The 11,972-nt window shown below is 71.8% G+C and carries 11 protein-coding genes; 8 read left to right on the forward strand and 3 right to left on the reverse strand.

Annotation, left to right across the window (positions count from 1 at the left end; translation table 11 throughout):
* Positions 1-7 precede the first annotated feature (7 nt).
* Both ABZS64_RS10995 and ABZS64_RS11000 read left to right on the forward strand, forming a co-directional pair.
* Positions 8-1,009 (forward strand): TIGR03842 family LLM class F420-dependent oxidoreductase, encoded by a 1,002-nt coding sequence (locus ABZS64_RS10995; protein WP_355826308.1) that lies wholly within the window; start codon positions 8-10, stop codon positions 1,007-1,009.
* A 23-nt stretch (positions 1,010-1,032) separates the two neighbouring features.
* Positions 1,033-2,565, forward strand: a complete 1,533-nt coding sequence (locus ABZS64_RS11000; RefSeq protein WP_355826311.1) for an NCS1 family nucleobase:cation symporter-1 — start codon at positions 1,033-1,035, stop codon at positions 2,563-2,565.
* Between the two features lie 55 nt (positions 2,566-2,620).
* Here the strand turns inward: ABZS64_RS11000 and ABZS64_RS11005 are convergent, their stop codons facing one another.
* Complete coding sequence (locus ABZS64_RS11005; protein WP_355826314.1) at positions 2,621-3,412, reverse strand: SDR family NAD(P)-dependent oxidoreductase; 792 nt, start codon at positions 3,410-3,412, stop codon at positions 2,621-2,623.
* A gap of 55 nt (positions 3,413-3,467) precedes the next feature.
* Between ABZS64_RS11005 and ABZS64_RS11010 the strand changes: the two genes are divergently transcribed.
* Both ABZS64_RS11010 and ABZS64_RS11015 read left to right on the forward strand, forming a co-directional pair.
* On the forward strand, positions 3,468-4,898 hold the full coding sequence (locus ABZS64_RS11010; RefSeq protein WP_355826316.1) for an amidase: 1,431 nt from the start codon (positions 3,468-3,470) through the stop codon (positions 4,896-4,898).
* A 5-nt stretch (positions 4,899-4,903) separates the two neighbouring features.
* Entirely contained in the window at positions 4,904-5,491 is a 588-nt protein-coding gene (locus ABZS64_RS11015) for a TetR family transcriptional regulator (protein WP_355826319.1), read from the forward strand.
* A 157-nt stretch (positions 5,492-5,648) separates the two neighbouring features.
* Here the strand turns inward: ABZS64_RS11015 and ABZS64_RS11020 are convergent, their stop codons facing one another.
* Positions 5,649-6,431: a TIGR02569 family protein gene (locus ABZS64_RS11020; protein ID WP_355826322.1), complete on the reverse strand. Its 783-nt coding sequence runs from the start codon at positions 6,429-6,431 to the stop codon at positions 5,649-5,651.
* Positions 6,432-6,463: 32 nt separating this feature from the next.
* Between ABZS64_RS11020 and ABZS64_RS11025 the strand changes: the two genes are divergently transcribed.
* Genes ABZS64_RS11025 through ABZS64_RS11035 form a run of 3 tightly spaced genes read left to right on the forward strand, consistent with a single transcriptional unit; the run spans position 6,464 to position 9,584 of the window.
* Positions 6,464-6,931 (forward strand): N-acetyltransferase, encoded by a 468-nt coding sequence (locus tag ABZS64_RS11025; RefSeq protein ID WP_355826325.1) that lies wholly within the window; start codon positions 6,464-6,466, stop codon positions 6,929-6,931.
* Between the two features lie 11 nt (positions 6,932-6,942).
* The gene (locus tag ABZS64_RS11030; protein ID WP_355826328.1) at positions 6,943-8,721 is read left to right on the forward strand and encodes a gamma-glutamyltransferase; all 1,779 of its coding nucleotides are present in this window, start codon (positions 6,943-6,945) and stop codon (positions 8,719-8,721) included.
* 41 nt (positions 8,722-8,762) lie between these two features.
* On the forward strand, positions 8,763-9,584 hold the full coding sequence (locus tag ABZS64_RS11035) for an inositol monophosphatase family protein (protein WP_355826331.1): 822 nt from the start codon (positions 8,763-8,765) through the stop codon (positions 9,582-9,584).
* A 74-nt stretch (positions 9,585-9,658) separates the two neighbouring features.
* Here the strand turns inward: ABZS64_RS11035 and ABZS64_RS11040 are convergent, their stop codons facing one another.
* Complete coding sequence (locus ABZS64_RS11040; RefSeq protein ID WP_355826334.1) at positions 9,659-10,459, reverse strand: nucleotidyltransferase domain-containing protein; 801 nt, start codon at positions 10,457-10,459, stop codon at positions 9,659-9,661.
* 86 nt (positions 10,460-10,545) lie between these two features.
* Here ABZS64_RS11040 and ABZS64_RS11045 point away from each other — a divergent pair, with 86 nt between their 5' ends.
* On the forward strand, positions 10,546-11,970 hold the full coding sequence (locus ABZS64_RS11045; protein WP_355826337.1) for an NAD(P)/FAD-dependent oxidoreductase: 1,425 nt from the start codon (positions 10,546-10,548) through the stop codon (positions 11,968-11,970).
* The last annotated feature ends 2 nt before the right edge of the window (positions 11,971-11,972 follow it).

Here is an 11,972-nt window from a genome sequence, read left to right on the forward strand (position 1 = left end):
CCACGTCATGGACTTCGGACTCGTCCTGCAGACCGACCCGCCGGCCTCGGCCGTCGTCTCGCTCATGCGGCGCGCGGAACGCAACGGCTTCCGCTACGGCTGGACCTTCGACTCGGCGGTGCTCTGGCAGGAGCCCTTCGTCATCTACAGCCAGATCCTCGAACACACCGAGAGGCTCACCGTCGGCCCCATGGTGACCAACCCGGGCACCAGGACCTGGGAGGTCACCGCCTCCACGTTCGCGACGCTCAACGACATGTTCGGCAACCGCACGGTGTGCGGCATCGGGCGAGGCGACTCCGCGATGCGTGTCGCGGGCCGCAAGCCCAACACCCTGGCCCGGCTGGGGGAGGCGATCGGCGTCATCCGCGACCTCGCCGAGGGCCGGGAGGCCGAGGTCGACGGGCAGCCGCTGCGGCTGCCGTGGGTGCGTGGCGGAAAGCTGCCGGTGTGGATGGCGGCGTACGGGCCCAAGGCACTGGCGCTCGCGGGCCAGAAGGCCGACGGGTTCATCCTCCAGCTCGCCGACCCGTATCTGACCGCATCGATGGTCACGGCCGTACGCACCGCCGCGTCCGATACCGGACGCGATCCCGACTCCGTCACCATCTGCGTCGCCGCGCCCGCGTATGTCGGCGACGACCTGGCGCACGCCCGCGAGCAGTGCCGCTGGTTCGGCGGGATGGTCGGCAACCACGTCGCCGATCTGGTGTCCCGCTACGGCGAGCACTCCGGCCTGGTGCCCGAGGCCCTCACCTCGTACATCAAGGCGCGCGAGGGCTACGACTACAGCCACCACGGCCGCACGGGGAATCCGTCCGCGGACTTCGTCCCGGACGAGATCGTCGACCGTTTCTGTCTGCTCGGCCCGGCCGATGCGCACATCGAGAAGCTGAAGGCGCTGCGCGAACTGGGCGTGGACCAGTTCGCCGTCTACAACATGCACGACGCGAAGGAAGCAACCATCGACGCGTACGGCTCCGAGATCATCCCGGCACTCAACCGCTGAAGACTGCTGAAGGGCCAGCCGCCATGACCGCGACCGTACCGCCCCCACCGTCCGATGGACCCATATCCGACCAGGCCGGCCGCGTCGAGCTGGCGCCCGGCGCGGCCCCCTCCGACAACCGCTTCGTCAACGACGACCTGCTGCCCGTACCGGTCGCGCAGCGCCGCTGGACGACCTACAACTTCGCCGCCCTGTGGGTCGGCATGGCGCACAACATCCCGTCCTGGCTGCTCGCCTCCGGCCTGGTCACGCTCGGAATGGACTGGAAGCAGGCGGTGTTCACCATCGCCCTCGCCAATCTGATCGTGCTGTTCCCGATGCTGCTGACCGGACACGCAGGACCCAAGTACGGGATCCCCTTCCCCGTCCTCGCGCGGGCCTCCTTCGGGCTGCGCGGCGCGAATCTGCCGGCGCTGATCCGGGCGGGCGTGGCCTGCGCCTGGTTCGGCATCCAGACCTGGATCGGCGGCCAGGGCATCTTCGTCCTGCTCGGCACGATCTTCGGCGGCTGGGCCGAGGCCGCCGAGGTCGGCGGTCAGCCGTGGACGCTGTGGGTGTGCTTCGTGCTCTTCTGGGTGCTCGAACTGGCCATCATCTACCGCGGGATGGAGACACTGCGGCGGTTCGAGAACTGGGCGGCGCCCTTCGTCATCGTCGGCGCGCTGGTACTGCTGGTGTGGATCGCCACCAAGGCGGGCGGACTCGGCCCGCTGCTCGACCAGCCCTCGAAGCTGGGCTGGGGCGCGGACTTCTGGCCCGTCTTCTTCCCCTCCCTGATGGGGATGATCGCCTTCTGGTCGACTCTCTCCCTGAACATCCCGGACTTCACACGCTTCGGAGCCGGTCAACGGGCCCAGATCTGGGGGCAGTCGCTCGGGCTGCCGACGACCATGACGCTCTTCGCCCTGCTGTCGGTCTTTGTCACCTCCGGCTCGCAGGCGGTGTACGGAGCTGCCGTCTGGGACCCCGTCCAGCTCGCCGCCAAGACCGACAGTGTCTTCGGACTGCTCTTCGCCCTGGTGACCGTGCTGATCGCGACGATCTCGGTGAACATCGCGGCGAACGTCGTCTCACCCGCGTACGACCTGGCGAACCTCGCACCGAAGATCATCAACTTCCGTACCGGAGCGCTCATCACCGGCGTCGTCGGGGTGCTGATCATGCCGTGGAAGCTCACCGAGACACCCGAGCTCTACATCTTCACCTGGCTCGGTCTGGTCGGCGGGCTGCTCGGTACGGTCGCGGGCATCCTCATCGCGGACTACTGGGTCGTCCGCCGTACCGTCCTCGACCTGGCCGGGCTCTACACCCCGGGCGGCCGCTACTGGTACGTCTCCGGCTGGAATCCGCGCGCGGTGGCGGCGTTCGCGGTCGGCGGTGTGCTGGCCGTGGGCGGATCGCACTCGGCGCCGGGCAAGGGGCCCTTCCCCGAGGACGGTCTGATCCCCTTCCTGAAGCCGCTCGCCGACTACGGCTGGGCGGTGGGGCTCGGGGCGGCGCTGGTGCTCTACGTGGTGCTGATGCTGCCGGAGCGGGCCCGGCTCAGCTCAAACTGAACGACTCAGCAGTGGCGCGAGCGCGCTTGTCGGTGCGCTCGCGCCACTCGGTGACTCAGCGGCTCGGCCGCTGCGCCTCCACGATCTTGCGGACCGTGGGCTCGGCCCCCGACCGCCGCTGCACCCGCTCGGCGAAGCCGGGGAACTGGCCGGCGATGGCGCTGAGAATCCTCAACTCCACGGGTGCGACATTGATTTCGGCGACATTGCGCTCCACGGCCCGCACCACGCCGTTCACGACCTGCCGAGGCGAAACCGTACGGACCCCGGCGGGTGTCCCCGAGCCGGTGGCCGCGAACATTCCCAGGTCCCGTACGAAACCGGGCTGGACGATCGAGACGCCGACACCCGTGCCGTGCAGATCCTGGCGCAGGGCGAGCGAGAAGCCGCGCAGCCCGAACTTGGTCCCGCTGTAGAGGGACGAGGACTTGGTCGCAGCCTTGCCGGAGAGCGAGCCGACGAAGGCTATGTGGCCCCGTCCTGCCTCGACCATGGCGGGGGCGAGCAGCCGCGCCAGCACCGCGGGAGCACGGAAGTTGACCGCGAAGGCGCGGTCGATCTGCTCCGGCGTGTAGTCCAGCAGATCACCGCTGGAGGGCAGCGCGGCGTTGGCGATCAGTATGTCCGTACCGGCGGCCTCGTCCGCGAGCCGTCGTACATCGTCGTCGTCCGCGAGGTCGGCGAGGATCGTGCGCGCCCCATAGCGGTCGGCGAGCGGCTCCAGCGCCTCGCGGCGGCGGCCGGTCAGTACCAACTTCGCTCCCTGGGCGGACAGTTCGGCGGCGAGTGCGCCGCCGATGCCGCCGGTGACTCCGGTGAGCAGAACGGTTGCTCCGCTGATGCGCATCTGGTTACCCTCCAGTTCTGTTCGTTCGAACGAACAATAGGGAGGCGGGGCGGTCGTGTCCACAGACGAATTCGGCGGACTGGCGGAGCACGTACGGGTATTGAGCGACGGTCAGGCCTCGTCCGAGGAGCTGGTGACGAACGCGCTCAAGCGCATCGAGGCCAGCCAGTCCACCATCAACGCCTTCCGCTGGACACGCGGCGAGCGGGCCGTCGACGAAGCCAGGGACGCGGACCGGCGACTGGCCGCGGGGGAGCGGCTGCCGCTGCTCGGCGTGCCCGTCGCGGTCAAGGACGACACCGATGTGGCCGGTCTTCCGACGCTCTTCGGCTGCTCCGGCGAACTCGCCCCGGCCGAGCGGGACGGCGAGGCGGTACGCCGACTCCGTGCGGCCGGTGCCGTGATCGTCGGCAAGACCAACTCCTGCGAACTCGGCCAGTGGCCGTTCACCGAGGGCCCCGCCTTCGGTGCCACCCGCAACCCCTGGTCCACCGACCACACCCCGGGCGGCTCCTCCGGCGGCTCGGCGGCAGCCGTCGCCGCGGGGCTCGTGCCCGCCGCCCTCGGCTCCGACGGCGCGGGCTCGGTCCGTATCCCGGCCGCCTGGTCCCATCTCGTCGGCATCAAACCGCAGCGCGGACGCGTCTCCCTGTACCCCTACGCCGACGCCTTCCAGGGCCTCGCCGTCAACGGCCCGCTCGCCCGCACCGTCGCCGACGCGGCCCTGCTGCTCGACGTGGTGCAGGGCCCGCACGCCGAGGACCTCCACCGCCCCGACGCGATCGACGCCTCGGCCGCCGCCCGGCGCGACCCCGGCCGGCTGCGTATCGCCCTGGCCTGGCGGCCCCCGCTCACCCTCACCCGCACCACACCGCACCCCGAAGTACGCCGTGCCGTCACCGCACTCGCCGAAGCACTCGCCGGACTCGGCCATCACGTCGAGGAGGCCCGGCCGCGCTACGGGCTGATCGGCCTCGCCTTCGTACCGCGCGCCACCACGGGCATCGCGGAGGTCGCCGCCCTGCACCCCGACCCCGCGCTCCTCGACCCGCGCACCCGCGCCGCCATGCGGCACGGCCGGACACTCGGCGGCCGTGTCGTGCGCGCCGCCCGCGCCCGCGAGGCCAGCCAGCACCGGCGGATCGGCGCGATCTTCGACTCGTACGACGTCGTCCTCACCCCCACGACCGCCGCCCCGCCCCCGCGCATCGGCACCTTCGACGGCCTGAGCGCCTGGCGCACCGACGCCACCATGGCCGCCGCCTGCCCGTACGCCTGGCCCTGGAACGTCCTCGGCTGGCCCGGCGTCAACGTCCCGGCCGGTCTCACGACCGACGGACTGCCCGTCGGTGCGCAGCTCCTCGGCCCGGCCGGAAGCGAGGAGCGGCTGATCTCACTCGCCGCCCAACTCGAAGCCGACCGGCGCTGGTACGAGAAGCGGCCGCCCGCCCCGCTGATCCCCGGGAGCGTACCGGTGGAACAATGACCGTCATGTCCAGCCCCGCCCGCTCCGCCCCCACCCGACAGCGCATCATCGCCGCCGTCCTGCACATCATCGGCAAGGACGGAGTCGCGGCGGTCACCAACCGGCGGATCGCCAAGGAGGCCGGTGTCTCGCTCGGCTCGGTCACGTACCACTTCGAGACCCAGCACGACCTGCTGCGCGAGAGCCTGCTGCACTTCGTGCGCGAGGAGACCCGCCGCTTCACCGAACTCGCCGACCAGTGCCAGAGCGACGGCGTCGACATCGACGGCGCCGCCGCGCTTGCGGGCCAGGTGGCGGGCGGCACCGCGTTCGACAGCGAGCACATCGCGCCCTTCGAGCTGTACGTCGAGGCCGGACGCGACGAGCGGCTGCGGGAGGCCGCGGCCGAGGCCTTCGCGGCGTACGACCGGCTCGCGGCGCAGATCCTCACGGGCCTCGGCGTCCCGGACGCCGAACGCCTCGCGGCCACGACGGTCGCACTGGTGATGGGCCTTCAGCTGCGCCGCCTCGCCACCGGCAGCACGGCGGACGACCTGGTCGACTCGCTGCTGCTGCTCGCGCGGGGAGCGGTGGGGCAGGACGCGGGGCGCTAGGCCCTGTCCGCACTCCGTCCCGCGCGTCGAGGTCGACGACAATGAGCTTTCCGCCCGGGACCTTGTACTCGCCATGCATCCTGCAACCTCCGGATCGGCCTGCCGCACACCAGGGGTGAACAGGGCAAATCGCACTCCGGCGCGATATGAGGACCGGTCAGCGGACGTCCAGAACGAGGTCCACAACCGGGCGATACTCGCTCTCCGCCGCGTCGTCCAGGGACTTGTGCGTCGCGATACGGAAGATCAGGGCGCGGACGAGGAGTTGACGCCAGTCGGGCAGATACGACCAGCGCTCCAGCAGTGCGGGATCGGCCGCGTACCAGCACAGCGCGTCGACGGCGACGACCGCCGAGGCCCAGGCCGCCGGGCGCCAGTACGGCGGCCAGTCGATGATCGCGGGAGGCAGGCCGGGCTCGAAGAGGACGTTGCCCAGCAGATCGCCGTGGACGACCTGGGCAGGAGCCTCGACCGGACGGCGGGCCGCCAACAGCGGTTTGAGCAGCGGGAAATCGGGGGCCTCGTCGGTCTCCTGCCAGGCCAGCCGGTCCGCTCGCGACCAGGGGTTGTCGCGCACTCCGAGGAAACGCGGCCTGGGCAGGTCCTCGACGGCCGCGTGAAATGCCTCGCCCGCCCTGATGACGTCGTCGGCGCGGTGCGGGTCGGTGGATCCGCCGGTCAGCCGCCAGGCCTCCCAGCCGTGCGCGGCCCAGCCCCCGTCGGCCGCCGGGACGGGGCGCGCCACCCGGAAACCGGGGTCCTCCGGAAGGTGGTGCAGCACACCCGCGCGCCACACGGTCTCCGGCACCAGGGCGGCGGGCTTGAACACCAGCGAGCCCGAGCGCCAGGTGGGGCCCTGGCCACCCGGGAGCGGGAGTGCTGCTTCGGTGGCCCCGAAAGCCGTGAGTACCGAGGTGGACGGGGCGGGGGACTGGCTCATGGCCGGGAAGCGTAGGCGGCTAGCCTGCACAGATGCCGAACATTCCCTTCGTACCCGATGAATTCGAGGTGCCGCGCGAGCTCGACGCCGGGGCTTTCCGCCTCGAGCCGCTGGGACCCGAGCACAATGACGCCGACCTCGCCGCGTGGACGTCGAGCATCGAGCACATCCGCAACACACCTGGTTTCGACCGGGGTTGGCCGCCGGTGGCGGGGATGAGGGCCGAGGAGAACCTCGGCGACCTGAGCAGGCACGCCGAGGACTTCCAGCAGCGGCGCGGTTTCACGTACACCGTCCTCGACGCCCGGACGGACGATGTCGTCGGCTGCGTCTACATCTATCCGGACCGGGCCGACGAGTCCGTGACATCGGTGCGTTCGTGGGTACGGGGTGACAGGGCGGAGCTCGACGGTCCCCTGTACGAGGCCGTCCGTGGCTGGCTCGCCGCCGACTGGCCCTTTGACCGGATCAACTACCGCTGCGCGATCAACTACCGCTGAGGGAGCCCCGCGTGTTCACGACCCGCCCCACCCTCCAGGGCACCTTCGGCATGGTGTCCTCTACCCACTGGCTCGCCTCGCAGTCGGCGATGGCCGTCCTGGAGGACGGCGGCAACGCCTTTGACGCGGCAGTCGCCGCCGGGTTCGTCCTGCATGTCGTCGAGCCGCATCTGTGCGGTCCCGCGGGCGAAGTACCGATCATCCTCGCGCCTGCGGGCGGCGAGGTGCGGGTGCTGTGCGGGCAGGGGCCCGCGCCCGCGGGGGCGAGTATCGGCCACTACCGCTCCCTAGGACTCGACCTCGTGCCCGGGACGGGACCGCTTGCTGCCGCCGTGCCCGGGGCCTTCGACGCGTGGTTGGTCCTGCTGCGCGACCACGGGACCAAGTCCCTTGCCGAGGTACTGCGTTACGCGATCGGTTACGCGGAGGACGGGCATGCGCCCGTCGAACGGGTCGGCGAGACCGTGGAGACCGTGCGAGAGCTCTTCGAGACCGAATGGACCTCCTCCGCCGAGATCTATCTGCCCGGCGGCAAGGCACCGGCGCCCGGCGAGCTGCTGCGTAATCGGGCGCTCGCCGCCACCTGGCGGCGGCTGCTGGCCGAGACGTCGGGCGGTGGCCGCGAGGCCGAGATCGAAGGCGCGCGGAAGGTGTGGCGGGAGGGCTTCATCGCCGAAGCGCTGATACGTCAGGCCGCCCGGCCCACCCTGGACACCAGCGGCTCCCACCACACCGGCACGCTGACGGCGGCGGACCTGGCCGCCTGGTCCGCGACCTACGAGGCGCCCGCGACGTACGACTGGAACGGCTGGACCCTGTGCAAGGCGGGCGGCTGGAGCCAGGGCCCCGCCTTCCTTCAGCAACTGGCGCTCCTGCCCGGCGAACTGCCGGAGTACGAATCCGCCGAGTACGTCCATCTGCTCATCGAGGGCTGCAAGCTGGCGATGGCGGACCGGGAGGCCTGGTACGGGGACGCGGCCGAAGTCCCCATCGGTGAGCTGCTCTCCGAGCCGTACAACGCCTCCCGTCGTGCGCTCATCGGCGAGCGGGCCTCATACGAACTGCGGCCGGGCAGCCCCGGTGGGCGCCCGCCCCGGCTCAGCGCCCACGCCGGGGACGTGGTCGGTGAACCTGGCTTCAGTCCGATGGGCGTCGGCGAGCCCACCGTCGCCCGGGACGGCGCCAGCCGCGGCGACACCTGTCACCTCGACATCGTCGACCGCTGGGGCAACATGGTCGCCGCCACGCCCAGCGGCGGCTGGCTCCAGTCCAACCCGGTCGTGCCGGAACTGGGCTTCCCCCTCGGCACCCGCCTCCAGATGGCCTGGCTGGACCCCGGACTGCCGAACTCCCTCACCCCGGGCCGCAGGCCCCGCACCACCCTCACCCCGTCCCTCGCGCTGCGTGACGGCGTACCGGTCATGGCCTTCGGTACGCCCGGCGGCGACCAGCAGGACCAGTGGCAGCTGCACTTCTTCCTGGCCGTCGCCCTACGCCCTCAGGTGCGGGGCGGGCTGGACCTCCAGGGGGCGATCGACGCGCCGAACTGGCACAACGACAGCTTCCCCGGCTCGTTCTATCCGCGCGGCATGCGGCCGGGCAGCGTGACGGTCGAGTCCCGGACGGACCCCGGCGTGATCGCCGAGCTGCGGCGGCGCGGTCATGACGTCACTGTCGGTGACGCCTGGTCGGAGGGCAGGCTCTGCGCGGTGGCCAGGGACCCGCGTACCGGCGTGCTGTCCGCCGCGGCGAACCCGAGGGGAATGCAGGGTTACGCAGTGGGACGCTGAGCGGACAGCGCGATGTCAGCGGCCCGTGCTTTGCTGGAAACATGATCGATGACTTCTTGAACGGTGATCTTTCCGCAGTCGAGGAGGCGGTCCGCAAGGCGGCCGCCACCGAGATCACGCCGCGCTACCGCCAGCTCGCCGCGCACGAGATCGTCGAGAAGAGCGGCCCGCACGACCTGGTGACGACGGCCGACCGCAATGCCGAGGAGCACCTCACCGCCTCGCTGACGGCTCTGCTGCCCGGATCCGTCGTGGTGGGCGAGGAGGCGGTCCACGCGGACCCGTCCGTGTACGAGGCACTGCACGGCGACGCGCCCGTCTGGATCGTGGACCCGGTGGACGGCACCCGGCAGTTCGTCCGCGGCGAGCCCGGATTCTGCACGCTCGTCGCCCTTGCACACCATGGCGAGGTGCTCGCCTCCTGGACGTACGCGCCGGTCCTGGAGGAGATGGCGATCGCGATACGGGGCGGCGGCGCGCGGCTCAACGACACGCCGATACGGTCGGGTTCGCCGGAGACGGGTGCGGTGCTCGAGGTGGCGATGTCGCACCCCGACTACACGACCCCGGACCAGAAGCAGGCCCTGCTCGGCCTGAACGTGCCCGGCGTCCACGGTCGCCCCTGTGGGTCGGCGGGCCTGGAGTATCTGGACGTCGCTCGAGGCGACTTGGACGCGGTGGCCTTCTCCTGGGAGAACGCGTGGGACCACGCGGCGGGCCTGCTCCTGGTGACGGAGGCGGGCGGGGCGCAGATGACGGTGACGGGGGAGCCGTTCCGTATTACCGGCGGGAATGCGTTGCCGTTCACGGCGGCGAGGGACGGGGGGACGGCAGCGAGGATGCGGGACCTGTTGCGGGGCTGAGGGATCTTCCCGGAACCCGCACCCTGCGGCGGGCCCTCGCAACGGACCCGCAAGACCCTCACCCCGCGGACCCGTCATCGCTCGGCGAGCCGTGACCTCGTCTCGCGGACCAGCGCCGCCGCCGAGTCGACCGCTCCTGCGTCCAGACCCCGCAGCGCCGACGACACCCGCGGCGCGAAGTCCTCCGGTGCCGCAGGCAAGGACGTCGCCGTCCGCAGCGCGCCCTTCTCGTTCAGGCACCACACCCGCGCGTCCGCGTGCAGCGACTGGACCAGGACGCCGAACGCCCTGGCCAGGCACAGCGACACATGCAGCACATCCCCCGTCCCCACCGACTTTCGCGCCGCCGTGACCGAGAAGTCCGCCTCCCACGCCGCGTCGGTCAGCGCGCGGCGCAGCGGCTCCGGGTAGAGCTGGGTCTGCGCCCGCAGGGACGTCAACTCGCCCTCCACGTCGGCCAGTACGCGGCACAGCGCCACCTCGCCCGCGTACGCCGGCGACCAGAAGCCCAGCGGGTGGCCCGGCTGCATGCCCGTTTCGTAGCGGCCCGCCCGGCAGTCCGCCCACACCGCTTCGACCCGGTCCAGGTCCCGCAGGATCCAGTCCACCTGGACCCCGTCCACCGACAGCCAGGCACCGCCGTTGACCCAGGGGCCCCAGCCGCCCGGGCCCGCGATGCCGACCGGGGTGCCCGTGATCTCCCCGGCGAGGTAGGCGAGCGCCTCGACATCGACCGGGCCCCGGTAGTAGACACCCAGATCCCAGTCCGAGTCCGGACGGTGCGCACCCCGGGCGCGGCTGCCGCCCAGAGCCACCGCGCGCACCCCGCGCACCGCCATGAGCTGCTGCGACATCGCTTCGATTCGGGAAATCATCGCCGCGGAGCCTACCGCCGCACCCGCTGTCGGTGCTCCGCAATATCCTGGGGGCCTTGGCCATCGGCTGACAAAGGAGTCCGAAGGTGCCGTCGATGCTCGATGCCGTCGTCGTGGGGGCGGGGCCCAACGGGCTGACCGCAGCTGTCGAATTGGCCCGCCGTGGCTTCTCGGTGGCGGTGTACGAGGCGATGGACACCGTCGGCGGGGGAGCGCGGACCGAGGAGCTCACTCTCCCCGGCTTCCGGCACGACCCCTGCTCCGCAGTCCACCCGCTCGGCATCGGCTCGCCCGCCTTCGCCGCCATGCCGCTCGCCCGGCACGGCCTGGAGTGGCTGCAGCCCGAACTGCCCCTCGCCCACCCCTTTCCGGACGGTACGGCGGCCGTGCTGAGCCGCTCGGTCGGTGAGAGCGCCATGTCGCTCGGGGCCGGTGACGCGGGGGCGTACCGGCGGCTCGTCGCGCCCTTCCTCGGGCACTGGGACACCCTCGCCGCGGACTTCCTGCGCACCCCCTGGGACGGCCTGCCCCGCGACCCGTACCGCCTGGCCCGCTTCGGGCTGACCGCGCTGCAGCCGGCCAGTTGGGTCTCGCGGCGTTTCGAGGGTGAGCGGGCCCGTGGTCTGTTCGCCGGGCTCGCGGCCCACGCCATCGCCCCCACCAGCGGGTTCGCCACCGCCGGGATCGCCCTGTGCTTCGCGCTCGCCGCTCACGAGGTCGGCTGGCCGGTGCCGCGGGGCGGATCGCAGGCGATTTCCGACGCCCTCGCCTCGTATCTGCGTGAACAGGGCGGAGCGATCCACACGGGCACTGAGGTGAAGCGGCTGGACGAGCTGCCCCCGGCCCGCGCGTATGTCTTCGACACCTCGCCGACCGCGCTCGCCAGGATCGCCGGCCTCGGCCAGGCGTACCAGCACTACCGGTACGGCGCCGCCGCTTTCAAGATCGACTACGCGCTCTCGGGGCCCGTGCCCTGGACCGCGAAGGAGGCCCGCAGGGCCGGGACCGTGCACATCGGCCCCACCGCCGGTGAGATCGACGCGGCTCTGACCGCAGCCGTCGCGGGCCGTGACCCCAAGGTTCCCTTCCTGATCGCCGCCCAGCCCAGTGTGGTCGACCCGTCCCGCGCCCCGGCCGGCAAGCATGTCCTGTGGGCGTACGGGCATGTGCCGGCCGGCTGGGAGGGCGATGCCACCGAGGTCATCGAGCGGCAGCTGGAGCGCTTCGCGCCCGGTTTCCGCGACCTCGTGCTGGCCCGCGCCATCGCCGGACCGCCTCACATCGCCCTGCGCAACGCCAATTACGTCGGCGGGGACATCGCCTGTGGAGCGTTCGCCGGACTCCAGACGCTGATCCGCCCCAAGCTCGCCCGCGTCCCCTACGCCACCGCCCACCCCGCGGTCTTCATCTGCTCGGCCGCGACCCCGCCCGGCCCCGGCGTGCACGGCATGTCCGGCCACCACGCCGCGAAGGCCGTCTGGCGCAGCCTGCGCAGGGCGCGAGCTGCGTAGGC

The sequence above is a fragment of the Streptomyces sp. NPDC005408 genome, assembly GCF_040606445.1.
Lineage (GTDB): Bacteria > Actinomycetota > Actinomycetes > Streptomycetales > Streptomycetaceae > Streptomyces.

What these genes read in the sequence shown, in the direction of transcription:
- ABZS64_RS11005 (WP_355826314.1), bottom strand. Translation starts at nt 3,412, where the DNA reads ATGCGCATCAGCGGAGCAACCGTTCTGCTCACCGGAGTCACCGGCGGC.
- ABZS64_RS11025 (WP_355826325.1), top strand. Translation starts at nt 6,464, where the DNA reads ATGCCGAACATTCCCTTCGTACCCGATGAATTCGAGGTGCCGCGCGAG.
- ABZS64_RS10995 (WP_355826308.1), top strand. Translation starts at nt 8, where the DNA reads ATGGACTTCGGACTCGTCCTGCAGACCGACCCGCCGGCCTCGGCCGTC.
- ABZS64_RS11000 (WP_355826311.1), top strand. Translation starts at nt 1,033, where the DNA reads ATGACCGCGACCGTACCGCCCCCACCGTCCGATGGACCCATATCCGAC.
- ABZS64_RS11040 (WP_355826334.1), bottom strand. Translation starts at nt 10,459, where the DNA reads ATGATTTCCCGAATCGAAGCGATGTCGCAGCAGCTCATGGCGGTGCGC.
- ABZS64_RS11015 (WP_355826319.1), top strand. Translation starts at nt 4,904, where the DNA reads ATGTCCAGCCCCGCCCGCTCCGCCCCCACCCGACAGCGCATCATCGCC.
- ABZS64_RS11020 (WP_355826322.1), bottom strand. Translation starts at nt 6,431, where the DNA reads ATGAGCCAGTCCCCCGCCCCGTCCACCTCGGTACTCACGGCTTTCGGG.
- ABZS64_RS11035 (WP_355826331.1), top strand. Translation starts at nt 8,763, where the DNA reads ATGATCGATGACTTCTTGAACGGTGATCTTTCCGCAGTCGAGGAGGCG.